This window comes from Cohnella algarum, from assembly GCF_016937515.1.
In the GTDB taxonomy this organism is placed as follows: Bacteria; Bacillota; Bacilli; order Paenibacillales; family Paenibacillaceae; genus Cohnella; species Cohnella algarum.
Genome location: NZ_JAFHKM010000002.1, coordinates 4,547,839 through 4,564,522 on the forward strand (window position 1 = coordinate 4,547,839; position 16,684 = coordinate 4,564,522).

Sequence of the window (16,684 nt, forward strand, 5' to 3'; positions counted from 1 at the left end):
AAAACGTTCAATTGGCCGATGTGTCCGCGCTTGAGCCGCTGGGTTAAGCTGCCGCAGCGATGCTCGGGTTGCACGCCGCGGGACAAGCGGGCTTCAGTTATAAGTACGCTGCGAACCGGGGAGGTAGACCAAGGGAGCGAGCATGGAGGGCAAAAGGGGCGCAAAAAAAAAACGGCGCCGCACCGACGATCCGGCAGCGGCGCCGCGCCTGTCTTTAAAAGCGAACCGGAGGCTCCGTATAATCGCGCCAGGCGCCGCCGGGCGAAGCGGGGTCGAAGGCAAGCGAATAGACGGCGGTCGCTTGCGCGTCCAAGCGCAAATAAGCCCAATCGCCCTCTGCCGCGCTTTGGACGACCGGGACGGACGCGGACGTTTTCATCCGGCGCAGCAGGGTCCGGCCCCGTTCGCCGAAGCCGAGAACGCGAATATACTCGATGCCGGACGCGAGCCGCTCCGGCGAGAGCTCCTCCTTGCGGTGGCCGAGCAAAATGCGCAGCAGCGTCCGCTGCAGCTTCGTGCGCGTATAGCGCTTCGTCTTCAGCGTCTCGAGCAGCGCCTCGACGGCGTAGGACGGAAGCGCACGGAGCGACTGGCGGATGCGGAACTCCAGCCCTTCCGTCACTTCCGCGAACGCGGCCAGCTCCGCCTCGCTCGATTGCAGCAGACGGTGGAACAGCGGGCGGGCGAACGCTTCCCACGTGATCGGCGCCCTGCCGGCCGCCGCCTCCCGCCGCAAAACGTCCAACGTGCTCTCGGGCACGAACGGCGCGATGGCCGACAAGTCCGCCTGCTCGGCGAGCAGCTTGCGCAGCGCGGTGGCGCTGGCGATCCGGTCGTCGGTAATCGACGTCTGATTGTAGCCGGATTTTTCGCGGCGGATCGAATAGGGCTCGATTCGGCTGTCGAGCCGCCGGAGCGCAAGCAAATAGTGCAGGCCGAGCGTATGGTTCGGCTGATCCAGCCGAAAGCCGGCGTCCGCGATCAAGCCCTCGCCGGCCAAATACGAGCGGACCGCTTCGTTGAACGCGGTCGGGTACGGCAGTCCCGTTTTCAGCAGTTCGCCGAGCCGGGCCCCGACCGCCTCCGGCTCCTCCGCGAGCCGCTCCGCGATGCTTACGAGCGGAGCCAGCTCCCCGCTTTCGCTGCCGAAGCACAGCGCGTCGACCGCTCCGGTCGCCGCGAGCACGCCGACGGCTCCGTACGCGAACCACTGCGCCGGCTGGGCGCTGTACGCGACGGGCAGCTCCAGCACGAGGTCGCAGCCCGCGCGGAGCGCCATTTCGGCGCGCGCCCATTTGTCCGCGAGCGCCGGCTCCCCCCGCTGCAAAAAATGGCCGCTCATGACGGCGACGACCGCGTCCGCTCCCGTTATTTTCCTTGATTGCCGAATGTGATAGAGATGGCCGTTATGCAATGGATTGTATTCGACGACGATTCCGACCGTGCGCATCGCGTTCTCCTTCCGTATGGACCGCGTTTTGGCCGCAAGCGTTTTTTTTCAATATACACATCTTCGCGCCCGAACGGCAACCGCGGCGTATGCCGGGCATGCGGCCGAACCGGGGAACGAAGCGGGAAGCGGACCTGCGCCCGGCGATCCGATAACGGCGCAGGCCGATTCCCGAATCCCGTCCGCGACCGAAGGGAACGGCAATCGCCGCAATCGGCCGAGGCAAGAAAATATCCGGCAAAAGCCGTATAAGGAGAAGGGCTCCCGCGCAACACTCTAGTATGGCGAGCGGCTCTTTTCTTTTTTGGCCTGACGCGACCGGCATGCGCAACCTGCATAAATGTTGACAAAACGTTAATAACCTCGATATAATAATTTTTGTTTGTTTGGAGTGATGGTCTATGTTGCTGAACGTTCAAGAACTCGCGGCCCGCAAGGTCCCCGTACGCTTAAGCGAGTCCTTCGATGCGGCGAAAACGGTTGAAAATCTGCGCGACGTGAAGCCGCTGAGTCCCGTCTCCGCGGAACTTACCGCGGAATACGCGAACGGAATGATCGAAGTTTCGGGCCATCTCGACTGCCGACTGCAGCTTGCGTGCTCTCGTTGCCTTGATCCGATCGAGTACGATTGCAGGGTTTCGTTTCGGGAATCCTTCAAGATCGTATCGAAAGAAATGGCCGAGCGCGGGGAGCAGGACGACGAAGATTTTGTGCCGATATACGGCGACAGCCTGGAGCTTCGCCCGTATGTGGAGGAAGAATTGCTTCTTCATCTGCCGTATGCGCCGCTTTGCCGTGAGGACTGCAAGGGATTATGCTCCGAGTGCGGGCACAATCTCAATCACGGAACTTGCGGATGCAACAGGGAGAAAATCGATCCCCGGCTTGCGGCGTTGAAGGATTGGTACGATACGAGGCCGAACTGACTTTCTCTCGTTAATGAACGCCTATACAGGGGCAGCAGCTTTGAGCACTCGACTCGGATAAGGAGGTGGGAACATGGCAGTCCCTTTTGGAAAAACATCGAAATCCCGCAAAAACAAGCGCCGCACGCACTTCAAACTGGTCGTTCCGGGCATGGTTAAATGCGATCAATGCGGCGAGCTGAAGCTGGCGCACCGCGTTTGCAAAGTATGCGGTACGTACAAAGCTCGCGAAGTCATCAAGCAATAATCGAATGAACGCGTCTAGGGGTCATTGCTTCCGGGCGCGTTTTTCTTTATACTCTGGTTTAGTACCTGGTATCAGTATGAACCTTTAAGGCGGTGGCGAACGTGGAACGGCTTCCCAAACGTCAGCGCCACCAGCAGCTCAGCCGCTTGCTGGAGGAAAATCCGTTCCTTACCGACCGGGAGCTGACCCGCTTGCTCAAAGTGAGCATCCAGACGATCCGGCTCGACCGGATGGAACTGGCCATTCCCGAGCTTCGGGAAAGGCTGAAAATGATGGCGGAACGATCGTACGATTCGGTCCGTTCGCTGCCTCTGCACGAGGTGATCGGCGATATCGTGGATTTGCAGCTGGACAAGAGCGGCATTTCCATTTTCGAGATTCGGGAGGAACACGTGTTTTCCCGCAGCGGCATCGCCCGGGCCACCACGTGTTCGCGCAGGCCAACTCGCTGGCGGTAGCCGTGATCAACGACGAAATCGCCCTTACCGCGTCGGCGGACATTCGCTTTATCCGGCCGGCCAGGCTCGGAGAGAAGTGCATCGCCAAGGCTTACGTTCGCTCGAGCGGGAGCCAGAAGGGAAAGGGCAAAGTCGAAGTCTTTACTTACGTAGGTGAAGAAATGGTGTTTCAAGGGAACTTTGTCATTTATCGTTCGACGGGGGAACCGGATCGCGAAGGAGGAAGCGCCCATGAGAATCGCCATTGACGCGATGGGCGGAGACCACGCCCCCGAGGCGCCGGTCGAAGGGGCGCTGGCCGCGGCGGCCGAGTGGCCGGATACGGAGCTGATTCTCGTCGGCAAGCCCGACGCGATCGAGCCGCTGCTGGCCGGCCGGAAGCCGGCCAACGTTTCCGTCGCGGCCGCGACGGAGATTATCGGCGGCGAGGACGAGCCGGTCCGCGCGGTGCGGCGCAAGACGGATTCCTCGATGGTCGTCGCGGGAAAAATGGTCAAGGAAGGCGCGGCGGACGCGATGATATCGGCCGGCAACACCGGCGCGCTGATGGCCGTCGGCCTGCTCGTGCTCGGCCGGATGAACGGCATCGAGCGTCCGGGCCTGGCGCCGATGCTGCCGACGCTGGACAGGGTCGGCGTGCTTGCGCTCGACCTCGGCGCCAACATGGACGCCAAGCCCGAGCATTTGCTTCAGTACGCGCTGATGGGCAGCATGTACCGGGAGAAAGTGCACGGCCTGCAGAAGCCGCGCGTCGGGCTGTTGAACGTGGGAACCGAGCCGGGCAAGGGGAACGAGCTGACCAAGGCCGCGTTCGAGCTGCTCGGCGGCGCGCCGATTCACTTTATCGGCAACGTGGAATCCCGCGACGTGCTGACGCGCAACTGCGACGTGCTCGTATGCGACGGTTTTTCGGGCAACATTTTGCTGAAGGCGATGGAAGGCGTAGCCGATACGGTTTTCGGCGTGTTGAAGAAGGAGCTGACGTCCTCCCTGAAGTCCAAGCTGGCGGCCGCCATGCTTCGGCCCAACTTCCGCAACATCCGGAAGCTGATGGATTCCAAGGAGCATAACGGCGCTCCCTTGCTCGGCGTGAACGGTCTCATCGTCAAAAGCCACGGCTCGTCCGACGCGGTCGCGACGAAATTCGCGATCCGCCAGACGCGGACCGCGATCGAAAGCGGACTTATCCCCGCGCTCGCGGGGGAATTCGGCAGAAAGTGAGAGATAACGGATGAATGGATATCCCGTAGGCGTTCTGGGCGTCGGCATGTACGCGCCGGAACGCCGTCTGACGAATCAAGAGCTCGAAAAAATGGTGGACACGAACGACGAATGGATCGTCAGCCGGACCGGCATTCGCGAGCGGCGGATCGCCGCGCCCGAACAAGCGACGTCCGACCTCGCGTACGAAGCCTCGCTGAAGGCGCTCGCCGCGGCGGGCATCACCGCCGAAGAGCTCGACCTGATCGTGGTGGCGACGATTACGCCGGACATGTTTTTCCCGTCTACGGCTTGCATCCTGCAGGAGAAGCTCGGCGCGAAAAAGGCGGCCGCATTCGACCTGTCCGCCGCATGCTCCGGCTTTATTTACGGACTGGCGAACGCTTCCGGATTCATCGCGTCGGGCATGTACCGGTACGCGCTCGTGATCGGAGCGGACAGCCTGTCGCGGATTACGGATTACACCGACCGCAATACGTGCATTCTGTTCGGCGACGGCGCGGGAGCGGCGGTGCTGGGACGGGTGCCGGAGGGCCGCGGCTTCCGCTCGTTCGAGCTCGGGGCCGACGGAAGCGGAGGGGAACTGCTGAACCTTCGCGGCGGCGGCTCGCGCCTGCCGTCTTCGGAGAAGACGATCGCCGACCGCAATCATTTTATTTACATGAACGGACGCGAAGTGTTCAAGTTCGCCGTCCGGATCATGGGCAACGCGGCGGAAGAAGCGCTCCGGAAAGCGGGCAAGAGCAAAGAGGACATCGATCTGCTCGTCCCGCATCAGGCCAACATCCGGATCATTCAATCTTCCCTGGAGCGCCTGAGCCTTTCCGAAGACAAGTGCAAAATCAACGTCGACCGCTACGGGAACATGTCGGCGGCTTCGATCCCGCTCGCGCTTGCCGAAGCGGTGGAGGAAGGACGGGTCCGCGAAGGGGATTGCCTCGTGCTCGTCGGTTTCGGAGGCGGGCTGACGTGGGGCGCTTCGGTGCTCGTTTGGTAAGCCGCAAGCCGCCGGAAGACCCCTGCATGAATTAGGAGGAATCGTCACGATGGGTAAAACAGCGTTTGTGTTTCCCGGCCAAGGGGCGCAAGCCGTCGGCATGGGCCGGGACGCTTACGAACGGTTCGAATCGTCGCGCGCGATCTACGACCGCGCCGACGAGGCGCTCGGCTTCTCCGTATCGAAGCTGGCGTTCGAAGGGCCGGACGAAGAATTGAAAAAAACGGCCAACACGCAGCCGGCGCTGCTGGCGACGAGCATCGCGCTGCTCGAAGCGTTCAAGGCCCGCGGCGCGAGGCCCGATTACGTCGCGGGACACAGTCTCGGCGAGTACAGCGCGCTTGTCGCCGCCGGCGTGCTGGCGTTCGACGATGCGATCCGCCTCGTGCGGGCGCGGGGGTTGTTCATGGAGCAGGCCGTGCCCGGCGGGAAAGGCGCGATGGCCGCGACGCTGGGCGCGGAGCGCGACGCGCTGGAAGCGCTGTGCCGCGACGTGTCCGCTTCGGTCGGCCTCGTGGAGCTCGCGAACGTGAACTGTCCCGGGCAGATCGTCGTTTCCGGCACGGCCGAAGGCGTCGCCGCCGTCGCGGAGCGCGGCAAGGAAGCCGGCGCGAAGCGGGTCGTCCCGCTGGAGGTCAGCGGACCGTTCCATTCGTCGCTGATGCAGCCGGCCGCCGACAAGCTGGAAGCGGAGCTCGCCGGGGTCGCGTTCGGCGACGCGGCCGTGCCGGTCGTCGCGAACGTATTCGCGCGTCCGGTCACGTCCGGGGAGGAGCTGCGCGGCCTGCTCGTCCGGCAAGTCGTCTCGCCGGTGCTGTGGGAAGACAGCGTGCGCTTCTTGCTCGGCGAAGGCGTCGACACGTTCGTCGAAATCGGGTCGGGCACGGTGCTAGCAGGCCTGATCAAAAAGATCGACAAGACGGTCAAGATCGTGTCGATCAACAGCGCGGCAGCCGCCGAAGAGGCGGAATGGAATTGACCGCGATTACGCTTGGCATCGAAAGGAGGCGTTACGGATGGCGAATTGGGATTTGAGCGGCAAATCCGCGCTCGTTACGGGCGCGTCCCGCGGCATCGGCCGGGCGATCGCGATCGCGCTCGCGGAAGCCGGAGCCGACGTGGCCGTCAACTATTCCGGCAGCGAAGCGGCCGCGGCGGAGACGGTGCGCGCGATCGAGGCCCTCGGCCGGAAGGCGGTCGCCGTCAAGGCGAACGTCGGCAAGGCGGCGGAATTCGAATCGCTCGCGCAGACGACGCTGGAAACGTTCGGAAAATTGGATATACTGGTGAATAACGCGGGCATCACCCGAGACAATCTAATCATGCGGATGAAAGAAGAAGATTTCGACGCCGTCATCGAGACGAACCTCAAGGGCGTGTTCAACGGCATCAAGGCGGCAACGCGGCCGATGATGAAGCAGCGTTACGGAAGAATCATCAACATTTCGTCCGTCGTCGGCGTGCTCGGCAACGCGGGGCAGGCGAATTACGTCGCCGCCAAGGCGGGCGTCATCGGCCTCACCAAATCCGCCGCCCGCGAGCTCGCTTCCCGCGGCATTACCGTCAATGCGGTCGCTCCCGGCTATATCGAAACGGATATGACGGACAAGCTCCCGCAGGAAGCGCGCGAAGGCATTTTAAGCCAGGTGCCGCTCGGACGCATGGGCAAGCCGGAAGACGTCGCCAGCGCGGTCGTCTACCTGGCGTCGGATGCGGCGTCGTACTTGACGGGCCAGACGATTCATATCGACGGCGGCATGTACATGTAACGGCGTCCGGGGTTTGGCCGCTTCAAGTAAACGGTTGCGCTATGGCTTTTTGTCCATGATTCACGTATAATACGTTAAGGGAGGTGAACCGGATGTCCGATATACAGGAACGCGTTAAACGCATCGTAGTCGAACGCCTGGGTGTCGACGAGGCGGAAGTGACCAACGAAGCATCCTTTAAAGACGATTTGGGCGCTGATTCTCTCGACGTGGTTGAACTCGTGATGGAGCTCGAAGATGAATTCGACTTGGAGATCTCCGACGAGGATGCAGAGAAGATCACAACGGTGGGAGAAGTCGTGAATTACATAAAATCTCATTCGTAATGATCCGACAAAAGTCCCGTTCGTGGAACGGGACTTCTCCGCATCTAGGCGCCTTTTTTGCGGTTTGCGGCGCGGATGTTTGACATGGCCATTCAGGTACCCGAAGAGGTGAACTTCTTTTGAAACAGCGTGTCGTCGTGACCGGGATGGGGGTTATCACCTCCCTCGGCGCCGATTTAAATACGTTTTGGAATCATCTTTTGGCCGGCAAATCCGGGGTCAGCCTTGTCGAGGCTTTCGATATGACCGACTACCCGACGAAGATCGCGGCCGAAATCAAAAATTTCAACCCCGAACAATTCGGCATCGACAAAAAGGACGCCCGTAAAATGGACCGCTTCGTGCAGTTCGCGATGGTCGCGAGCGGCGAGGCGATCAAGGACGCGGATTTGCGGATCGGCGACAACGCCGAAGCGGACCGCGTCGGCGTCAGCATCGGCTCCGGCATCGGCGGGCTGGGCACTTGGGAAGATCAGCATACGATTTTGATGGAAAAGGGCCCGCGCCGCGTCAGTCCGTTTTTTATCCCGATGATGATCGCCAATATGGCCAGCGGCCAGGTTTCGATCGCCACGGGCGCGAAAGGGCCGAATACGACGGCCGTCACCGCTTGCGCCACCGGCACGCATTCGATCGGCGACTCCTTCAAGATGATTCAGCGCGGGGACGCCGACGTGATGATTTGCGGAGGCGCGGAAGCGACGATTCGGCCGATCGCCATGGCCGGTTTTTCCAACATGCGCGCGATGAGCACCCGCAACGACGAACCGGAAAAGGCAAGCCGCCCGTTCGATACCGGGCGGGACGGGTTCGTCATGGGCGAAGGCGCGGGCGTACTCATTTTGGAATCATTGGAACATGCTCGGCGCCGCGGCGCCCGCATCTATGCCGAAGTGATCGGATACGGCATGAGCGGCGACGCGCATCATATGACGGAGCCGGATCCCGACGGCGCGGCCCGCTGCATGTCGCGGGCGCTCAAGGATGCCGGCATCGCGCCGGAAGCGGTCGACTACATTAACGCGCACGGCACGTCGACGCCCGTCGGCGACAAGTCGGAGACGGCGGCGATCAAGGCGACGTTCGGCGAGCACGCGTACAAGCTCGCCGTCAGCTCGACGAAGTCGATGACCGGGCATATGCTCGGCGCGGCCGGCGGCGTGGAAGCCGTCATTCTGGGGCTGTCGCTGCAGAACGGCGTCATTCCGCCGACGATCAACCTCGAGGACCAGGATCCGGAGTGCGATCTGGACTACGTGCCGAACGAGGCGCGCAAAGCGGACATCGACGTCGCGCTGTCGAATTCCTTCGGCTTCGGCGGGCACAACGCGACGATCATTATGCGTAAATATGAAGCCTAACGGCGCGAACGTGTGACGCAGGCGGCGCGAGCCGCCTGCGTTTTTGCTTGGCGGGCAGCTGGCGATTGGAAGGCTTCGTTGGGTTTTATCCAATCTGCAGAGCCAAAAAGGCAAAAGGCGCGACCCAGAGTGGATTTTATCCAACGAAAAATGGGGAATTCGGGCAAATAGCTTAAAAAGGCTGCGGCGGACGGGTGCCTGGATGAAAAGTACGGACGCATCAACCGCCAATTACAATGTTACACCCATCATTAACCCCGGGTCAGGTTTGGGAGGTGCCCTCATGGACGATCATTTTCGTCGTTTGCAGGACAGGCTGAATTTGCGGTTCCGAAATCCCGCGTTGCTTCGTCAGGCGTTTACGCATACTTCGTACGTGAACGAGCAGCGTGGGGCGCGGACGCAGCATAACGAAAGGCTCGAATTTCTCGGAGACGCCGTTTTGCAGCTTACGGTTTCCGAGAAGCTGTACCGGATGTACCCGGATCGGCCGGAGGGGGAATTGACCCGGCTTCGGGCAAGCATCGTCTGCGAGCCGTCGCTTGTCCGTTTTGCCGAGGCGCTCGATTTCGGAAAGGTCGTGCTGCTCGGCAAAGGGGAGGAGCAAACGGGGGGCCGCACCCGGCCGTCGCTGCTCGCCGACGCGTTCGAGGCGTTCGTCGGCGCGCTCTATTTGGACCAGGGGCTGGATGCGACCCGGTCGTTTCTGGAAGAGCACCTGTTCGTCCATTTGCCGAAAGACACGGCAACGTCGCTTAAAGATCACAAAACCGAGCTCCAGGAGAAAATCCAGCAGCTCAATTTGGGCCAGCTCGATTACCGTACCGTCGAAGAGAGGGGACCCGCTCACGATCGGGAATTCGTCGTGATCGTCTACGTCGGCGACCGCAGCCTCGGCGAAGGAGCGGGCCGCTCCAAAAAAGAGGCCGAGCAAAAAGCCGCGGCCAAAGCGCTGCAGCGGCTGCAGGAAGGCGGCATCCCCGGCCGGATGAAATCGGGGGAACGCAGGAGGTGATTTAAGCCGCTATGTTTTTGAGAAGGATCGAGCTAGCCGGCTTCAAATCGTTCGCGGACCGACTCGAACTCGAGTTCGGACGCGGAATTACGGCCGTCGTCGGCCCGAACGGCAGCGGCAAGAGCAACATCTCCGACGGCATCCGCTGGGTGCTCGGGGAGCAAAGCGCCAAAAGCCTGCGCGGCGGCAACATGCAGGACATTATTTTTGCCGGGAGCGACAGCCGCAAGGCGGTCAACTTCGCGGAAGTCTCGCTTACGCTGGACAACACCGACAAAGCCCTGCCGCTGGAGTTTTCCGAGGTGACGGTCACGCGCCGCGTTCACCGCAGCGGCGAAAGCGAATATTTGATCAACAAGCAGCCGTGCCGGCTGAAGGACATTACCGAGCTGTTCATGGATACGGGGATCGGCAAAGAAGCGTATTCCATTATCGGACAAGGCCGCATCGAGGAAATTCTCAGTACGCGATCCGAGGATCGGCGCGGCATTTTCGAAGAAGCTTCGGGCATCGTCAAGTACAAATCCCGCAAAAAAGAAGCGCAAAAAAAGCTCGAGGACACCGAAGCGAACCTGCTGCGGATCAACGACCTCGTCGTGGAGCTCGAAGGCCAGGTCGAGCCGCTGCGCAAGCAGTCCGAAAAGGCCGAAACGTACAAAACGTTAAAAGAAGAGCTGAAGGCGAAAGAAATCGCGCTTTACGTCCACCAGATCGAGACGACGCACAAGACGTGGTCGGAAACGAGCGAGCGGCTCGCGAAGCTGAAGGAAGAGGAAGTGGCGCTTTCCGCCGAAGTCGCGCTTCACGACGCGAAGCTGGAGGAGGACCGCCAGTCGCTGCACCGGCTCGAGGAAACGCTGGAAAAGCTCCAGGACGAGCTGCTCCATACGAGCGAAGAGACGGAAAAAAGCGAAGGCTATGCCGAGCTGCTCAAGGAACGCCACGCGAATTTGCTGCGCAACCGGGAAACGATCGAAGGCAGCCTGGAGCAAACCGCGTCTCGCCTTGCCGAGGCGGAAGCGGAAGGGGCGGCTCTCGCGCAGCGGCGCGGCGTTCTGGAGATGGAGCTCGCGGCTTTGAAGGAGCGCCTCGAACGGGAAGAGACGAGGCTGGCGCTTGCCGACGGAAGCGGCGAGGCCGAAGAGAAGCTGAAAGCCGAGCTGTTCGAAACGATGAACGCGATGGCGCAGGCGCGCAACGATATCCGCTATTGCGAGCAGCAGCGGGAAGTGCTGGAGCGGCGCATGCAGCGCTCGGCCGAGGAGAGGGCGAAGCTCGGCGAACAATCGGCGCTGCTTGCGTCCCGCAAGGAAGAAGTGGAAAGCCGGCTTGCCGAAGGGGCGGCCGCCGTCATCCGGGCGCGCGACCAATATGTCGCCGAGGGAGCGAGGTCTTCCGACCTGCAGCGCAGGCTGGAAGAAGCGCAGGCGGCGTTCCGCCGCGCCGAGCAAAAACGGGAAGCCCTCGTGTCCCGCCGGGATACGATCAAGGAAATGCAAAACGATTACGACGGCTTCCAGCACGGCGTCCGCGAAGTGCTCAAAGCGGCGAAACGGGGCCAGCTGCAAGGCGTGCACGGGGCGGTAGCCGAGCTGATCGGGGTTCCGGCCCAGCTCGAAACCGCCATCGAAACGGCGCTCGGCGGCGCGATGCAAAACATCGTCATGGAAAACGAAGCCACCTCGCGGACGGCGATCGGGTATTTGAAGCAGCGGCAATCCGGACGGGCTACTTTTCTGCCGCTCGATGTCATCCGTCCTCGTCAGCTCGGCGATCACGACCGAAAAATCGCCGGCGAAGCGGAGGGCTTCGTCGGGGTCGCTTCCGAGCTCGTCAAGTCGGAAGCCCGGTACGCGAACATCGTCGGCAGCCTGCTCGGCAACGTGGTCATCGCGCAAAAGCTCGAGCATGCGAACCGGATCGCCTCGCGGCTGCAATACCGTTATCGCGTCGTGACGATCGACGGCGACGTCGTCAATCCCGGCGGCTCGATGACCGGGGGCAGCCTGCAGAAAAAGTCGTCCAGCCTGCTCGGCCGGCAGCGCCAGCTCGAGGAGCTGGAACGCGAGATCGGCCAGGCGGAAAGCGACCGCGCCGCCTCGAAAGGCGAAGTCGACGACCTGAAGAAGGAGCTGTCGATCGTCGCCCAAAATATCGAGCAGCTGCGCGAGCTGGGCGAGCGGGAGAGGCTGAACGAGCAGCGGCTGACCGCCGAGCTTCAGCAGCTGACGCACGAGGAGAAGCAGCTCGGCGAGCAAATGGCGGCGCAGGAAGGCGAGACCGCCGCGCTCGGCGCCGAAGCGAGCGGGCTGGAGGCGGCTCGAAGCGAAGCGGACGCCCGGCTTGCCGCGTTGACGGCGGAGGAAGCGAAGCTTAACGAGCAAATGCGCGAAGCGGAAGAGCTTCGCCGCCGAAGCCAGACGGAGAAGGAAGAGCTGCAGGCGGAAGTGACCGAGCTGAAGGTGAAGACGGCCCGGCTCGAGCAGGATCGCCAGGCGGTCGACGACCAGTTCGGGCGGCACAAGAGCGAGCGGCAGCGGCTCGAGGCGGAAAGGCAGCAGCTGGCCGATGCGCTCGCGCAAAACCTGGAGGAGACGGCGCGCACCGAAGAAGAGCAGGTTCGGCAGCAGGAACGGCTCAACGAGCTGCGGCTGGCGAGAAGGGAATTCACGGAAGGAATCGAATTCAAGCGTTCCGACCGCGCCGAGCGCCTCCGGCAGCTCGAACTGAAGGAGAACGAGACGAAGGAGCAGCGCACCCGCCACAAAAACGTCGAGGAACAGCTCCGGCAGACGGAAATCGCCGTCAACCGGATGGACGTCGAGCTGGACAATTTGCTGCGCAAGCTGAGCGAAGAGTATGAAATCGGCTTCGAATGGGCGAAGCAGAAATATCCCGTGCCGGAAGATATCGCGGCGGCGCAGAACGAGGCGCGCGAGCTGAAGCGCCGCGTGTCCGCGCTGGGCGACGTCAACATGGGCGCCATCGAGGAATACCGCCGCGTCAGCGAGCGCTTCGCGTTTTTGTCCGCGCAAAAGGAAGATCTGATCGAAGCGAAGTCGAAGCTGCATGAAATTATCCGGGAAATGGACGAGGAAATGTCGAGGCGTTTCCGGACGACGTTCGACGAAATCCGCAAGCATTTTATCGTCGTGTTCTCCCGGCTGTTCGGAGGCGGCCGCGCCGATCTGATTTTAAGCGAGCCCGACCGCCCGCTCGACACGGGCATCGACATCGTCGCGCAGCCCCCGGGCAAAAAGCTGCAAAACCTGCAGCTGCTCTCCGGGGGCGAGCGGGCGCTGACGGCGATCGCGCTGCTGTTCGCAATTTTGAACGTCAAGCCGGTTCCGTTTTGCGTGCTCGACGAGGTCGAAGCCGCCCTCGACGAAGCGAACGTGGCCCGGTATGCCCAATACATGCGGGATTTTTCCGAAGTGACGCAATTTATCGTCGTGACGCACCGCAAAGGAACGATGGAGGAAGCGGACCGCCTGTACGGGGTCACGATGGAGGAGGGCGGCGTATCCAAACTCGTGTCCGTCCGTCTGGACGAAGACGAGGATTCGGTCACGGCCACGGCCTGATTATTTTTTCGGCAATCGAACGAAGGTTGGAGGTTGGACGTTATGAGCTTTTTCAAAAGGCTGAAAGAAAGCATCGCCTCGAAAACCGAAGCGGTGACGAGCAAGTTTCGCGAAGGGCTGGCCAAAACCCGCGACGCCTTCGTCGGCCAGGTGATGGATTTATTTTCGCGTCGGTCTAAAATCGACGAAGCGTTTTTCGAGGAGCTGGAGGAAATTTTGATCGGCGCGGACGTCGGCGTGAACACGGTCATGGACTTGATCGACGACCTGCGGGCCGAAGTGAAAAAACGCAAAATCGAGGAAGCGTCGGAGCTGAAGCCGATTTTGTCGGAAAAGCTGGTCGCCCTGCTCAAAAGCGAAGACGAGTCGGCCGAGATCCGGATGAATCCTACGGGAATTACCGTCATCCTGTTCGTCGGCGTCAACGGCGTCGGCAAAACGACGACGATCGGCAAGCTCGCCTGGCGCTTCAAGCAGCAGGGCAAGTCGGTGCTGATGGCGGCGGGGGACACGTTCCGCGCCGGCGCGATCGAACAGCTTGAAGTATGGGGCGAGCGCGTCGGCGTCGACGTGATTCGGCAGCAGGCCGGTTCGGACCCGGCGGCCGTCATGTACGACGCCGTGCAAGCGGCCAAGCAGCGGGGCGTCGACGTGCTGCTGTGCGATACGGCCGGCCGGCTGCAAAACAAGGCGAATCTGATGGAGGAGCTGTCCAAGATTTATCGCGTCATCCAGCGGGAAATTCCGGGCGCCCCGCATGAGACGCTGCTCGTGCTCGACGCGACGACGGGGCAGAACGCCCTGCAGCAGGCGAAGCTGTTCGGCGAAAAAAGCGGCGTCTCCGGCCTCGTGCTGACCAAGCTTGACGGAACGGCCAAGGGCGGGATCGTCATTGCCATCCGCCAGGAGCTCTCGATTCCGGTCAAGCTCGTCGGCCTCGGCGAAAAAATGGACGATTTGCAGCAGTTCGACGCCGAGCAATTCGTGCATGCCCTGTTCGCCGGGCTCGCCGAGAGCGAACAGGCGGATTCGAAGCCGAGCGAATCGTCGGACGAATAAAGAACGAATCCGAAAACCCCGTTTAACAAAAGCTATTTCCGAAGGTCGAAAAGACTATCGGGAATGGCTTTTTTCGTAGTTCGACTGAAAGCGCTTTGAATATTATTTCCAAAAATAATAATTGACTACAAAGTGTTCTATTAGTAATATATTTCGTATGCGAAATATTTATAGGCATATCTTTTAGTAATAAGGAGTTGTCTGGAATGGAGGATGAGCTGCAAATAAGCAAACTGTTCAAATCGTTTCGCGAAGTAAACCAGGTGTTTCATCAAGCGATTTGGCGGGCGGCGGAAGGCATGGGAGTCACGCCGATTCAATTCCACGCTTTGAAGACGTTGAAGAAGCATCCGCGCATCAGCTTGACCGAGTTGGCGGAACTTATTCATATCGGCAACAGCGCGACCAGCGGCATCGTGGACCGGCTGGTCAAGGCGGGCATGGTCGCCCGCGAGAGGCCGGAAACCGACCGGCGCACCGTTGCCTTGAATGTGACCCCGAAAGGCGAGGAGCTGCTGCGGAAAGCGAACGATTCCGCAATGCTGGGAATGTCGTCGCTGACGGAGCTGCCCGAAGGGGACATCGATCAATTGCTGCGCATCCACCGGGCGATCGTAGAGAAATTACAGAACGTGGAGAGAGGGAATGAACAATGAGTCAGGCTGCTGCACAATTTAAAAGGGCGCCGATTATGGCGGCTTTGATCATCGGGGCGTTCGTGGCGATTTTGAACCAGACGCTGCTGAACGTCGCGCTGCCGAAAATCATGGACGATCTCGGCATTACGACGAATACCGCCCAATGGCTGACGACGGGCTTCATGCTCGTCAACGGCGTGCTGATCCCGATCAGCGCTTATCTCGTAGGAAAATTTTCGACTAGACAGCTGTTCAATACGGCGATGGGGCTGTTTACGATCGGTACGCTCATCTGCGCGATATCGGGCAGCTTTTCGATGCTGATGATCGGCCGAATCGTGCAAGCGGCCGGCGCCGGCATTTTGATGCCGCTGATGTCGGTCGTCACGCTGACCATCTTCCGGGTGGAAGAACGCGGCAAGGCGATGGGCGTCATGGGCATCGCGATGATTTTCGCGCCGGCGGTCGGTCCTACGCTTTCCGGCTGGATCGTCGAGCATTATGACTGGAACGTGCTGTTTTACTTGCTGCTTCCGCTTGCCGTCATCGCGCTCGTGTTCGGCGGCATCTTCATGAAAAACGTCGGCCAGCGCACGAATCCCCAATTGGATACGTGGGGCGTTATCTGGTCGACGCTCGGCTTCGGCGGCCTGCTGTTCGGCTTCAGCGAAGTCGGCAACAAGGAGGACGGCTGGAGCGATATGACCGTCATTCTGTCGCTGGTCGTCGGCGCCGTGTCGCTATTGCTCTTCGTTTTCCGCGAGCTTCGGACGAAGGTGCCGGTGCTCGAGTTCCGGGTGTTCAAGTACAACATGTTTTCGCTGACGACGGTCATCAACGTTATCGTGACGATGGCGATGTACGCCGGGATGATTTTGACCCCGATCTATTTGCAAAACATTCTGGGCTTCACGCCGATGAAGTCGGGCTTGCTGCTGCTGCCCGGAGCGATTCTCATGGGCTTGATGAGCCCGGTTACGGGGGCGATTTTCGATAAAATCGGCGCGCGCTGGCTCGCGGTCGTCGGCCTTGCCATTACGGCGGCGACGACTTGGGAATTTTCCAGACTGACGGTCGACACGTCGTACACGCACATGATCTGGATTTACTCGATCCGGATGTTCGGCATGAGCTTGCTCATGATGCCGATCCAAACGGCCGGCCTCAACCAGCTTCCGCAGCGGTTGAACGCCCACGGCTCGGCCATGTCGCAGACGCTAAGAACGGTCGCCGGAGCGCTCGGCACCGCGCTGCTCGTCTCGATCATGTCGAACAAAACGAAGAGCGAGCTGACGGAAGCGATGATCTCGCAAGGCATCGCCCAGACCGACACCGCAGCCGTGCTCGAAGCGACCCGGCATGCGACCGTCGCGGGCATCAATCACGCGTTCCTGTACGCGTTCTGGTTCACGATTGCCGCGCTGGCGCTTTCCTTCTTCATTCAAAAGACGAAGCCTAGCGAGGATTTCGCCAAAACCTCCGAGGCGCCGAAGCCCGCGACTGCCAAGTAACGGGCGGCCTCTCAAATGCCATCCTTTCGATCGCGCCGCGATCGGGGATGGTTTTTTTTGTATTAATAACCGACAAAAATCAATTTAAATGTTATGTAACTTTACATAAACTATTGCATTGA

The 16,684-nt window shown here is 60.8% G+C and carries 14 protein-coding genes and 1 pseudogene; 14 read left to right on the forward strand and 1 reads right to left on the reverse strand.

All coding sequences use genetic code 11. The annotated features are described in order from the left end of the window. Window positions 1–214: 214 nt before the first annotated feature. Window positions 215–1,450, reverse strand: a complete 1,236-nt coding sequence (locus tag JW799_RS20455; protein WP_080840166.1) for a nucleotidyltransferase — start codon at window positions 1,448–1,450, stop codon at window positions 215–217. A gap of 401 nt (window positions 1,451–1,851) precedes the next feature. Here JW799_RS20455 and JW799_RS20460 point away from each other — a divergent pair, with 401 nt between their 5' ends. The 14 genes and pseudogenes from JW799_RS20460 to JW799_RS20525 all read left to right on the forward strand — a co-directional run bounded on the left by JW799_RS20460 (window position 1,852) and on the right by JW799_RS20525 (window position 16,562). Then, on the forward strand, window positions 1,852–2,376 hold the full coding sequence (locus JW799_RS20460; protein WP_080840162.1) for a YceD family protein: 525 nt from the start codon (window positions 1,852–1,854) through the stop codon (window positions 2,374–2,376). 73 nt (window positions 2,377–2,449) lie between these two features. Next, a complete protein-coding gene (rpmF, locus tag JW799_RS20465) occupies window positions 2,450–2,623 on the forward strand; it encodes a 50S ribosomal protein L32 (protein WP_080840160.1) in 174 nt (57 codons plus the stop codon). 101 nt (window positions 2,624–2,724) lie between these two features. Next, window positions 2,725–3,329: pseudogene (gene fapR, locus JW799_RS20470) on the forward strand (transcription factor FapR). After that, entirely contained in the window at window positions 3,313–4,302 is a 990-nt protein-coding gene (gene plsX, locus JW799_RS20475; RefSeq protein ID WP_205431461.1) for a phosphate acyltransferase PlsX, read from the forward strand. The pseudogene fapR and the gene plsX overlap by 17 nt, the downstream one beginning before the upstream one ends. 10 nt (window positions 4,303–4,312) lie before the next feature. Continuing rightward, window positions 4,313–5,299, forward strand: coding sequence for a beta-ketoacyl-ACP synthase III (locus JW799_RS20480; RefSeq protein ID WP_080840155.1), 987 nt, complete (start codon window positions 4,313–4,315; stop codon window positions 5,297–5,299). 49 nt (window positions 5,300–5,348) lie between these two features. Then, on the forward strand, window positions 5,349–6,278 hold the full coding sequence (fabD, locus tag JW799_RS20485) for an ACP S-malonyltransferase (protein WP_080840153.1): 930 nt from the start codon (window positions 5,349–5,351) through the stop codon (window positions 6,276–6,278). A gap of 37 nt (window positions 6,279–6,315) precedes the next feature. Beyond that, the gene (gene fabG, locus JW799_RS20490) at window positions 6,316–7,068 is read left to right on the forward strand and encodes a 3-oxoacyl-[acyl-carrier-protein] reductase (protein WP_205431462.1); all 753 of its coding nucleotides are present in this window, start codon (window positions 6,316–6,318) and stop codon (window positions 7,066–7,068) included. A gap of 92 nt (window positions 7,069–7,160) precedes the next feature. Further along, complete coding sequence (gene acpP / locus JW799_RS20495) at window positions 7,161–7,394, forward strand: acyl carrier protein (protein ID WP_080840149.1); 234 nt, start codon at window positions 7,161–7,163, stop codon at window positions 7,392–7,394. 119 nt (window positions 7,395–7,513) lie between these two features. Further along, on the forward strand, window positions 7,514–8,755 hold the full coding sequence (gene fabF / locus JW799_RS20500) for a beta-ketoacyl-ACP synthase II (RefSeq protein ID WP_080840148.1): 1,242 nt from the start codon (window positions 7,514–7,516) through the stop codon (window positions 8,753–8,755). A gap of 283 nt (window positions 8,756–9,038) precedes the next feature. Further along, the gene (gene rnc, locus JW799_RS20505) at window positions 9,039–9,770 is read left to right on the forward strand and encodes a ribonuclease III (RefSeq protein WP_205431463.1); all 732 of its coding nucleotides are present in this window, start codon (window positions 9,039–9,041) and stop codon (window positions 9,768–9,770) included. Between the two features lie 11 nt (window positions 9,771–9,781). After that, window positions 9,782–13,354, forward strand: a complete 3,573-nt coding sequence (smc, locus tag JW799_RS20510; protein WP_205431464.1) for a chromosome segregation protein SMC — start codon at window positions 9,782–9,784, stop codon at window positions 13,352–13,354. Between the two features lie 42 nt (window positions 13,355–13,396). Next, window positions 13,397–14,413, forward strand: a complete 1,017-nt coding sequence (gene ftsY / locus JW799_RS20515; RefSeq protein ID WP_080840142.1) for a signal recognition particle-docking protein FtsY — start codon at window positions 13,397–13,399, stop codon at window positions 14,411–14,413. A 206-nt stretch (window positions 14,414–14,619) separates the two neighbouring features. Then, a complete protein-coding gene (locus tag JW799_RS20520) occupies window positions 14,620–15,069 on the forward strand; it encodes a MarR family winged helix-turn-helix transcriptional regulator (RefSeq protein WP_080840140.1) in 450 nt (149 codons plus the stop codon). 35 nt (window positions 15,070–15,104) lie between these two features. After that, window positions 15,105–16,562: a DHA2 family efflux MFS transporter permease subunit gene (locus JW799_RS20525; protein WP_080840138.1), complete on the forward strand. Its 1,458-nt coding sequence runs from the start codon at window positions 15,105–15,107 to the stop codon at window positions 16,560–16,562. The last annotated feature ends 122 nt before the right edge of the window (window positions 16,563–16,684 follow it).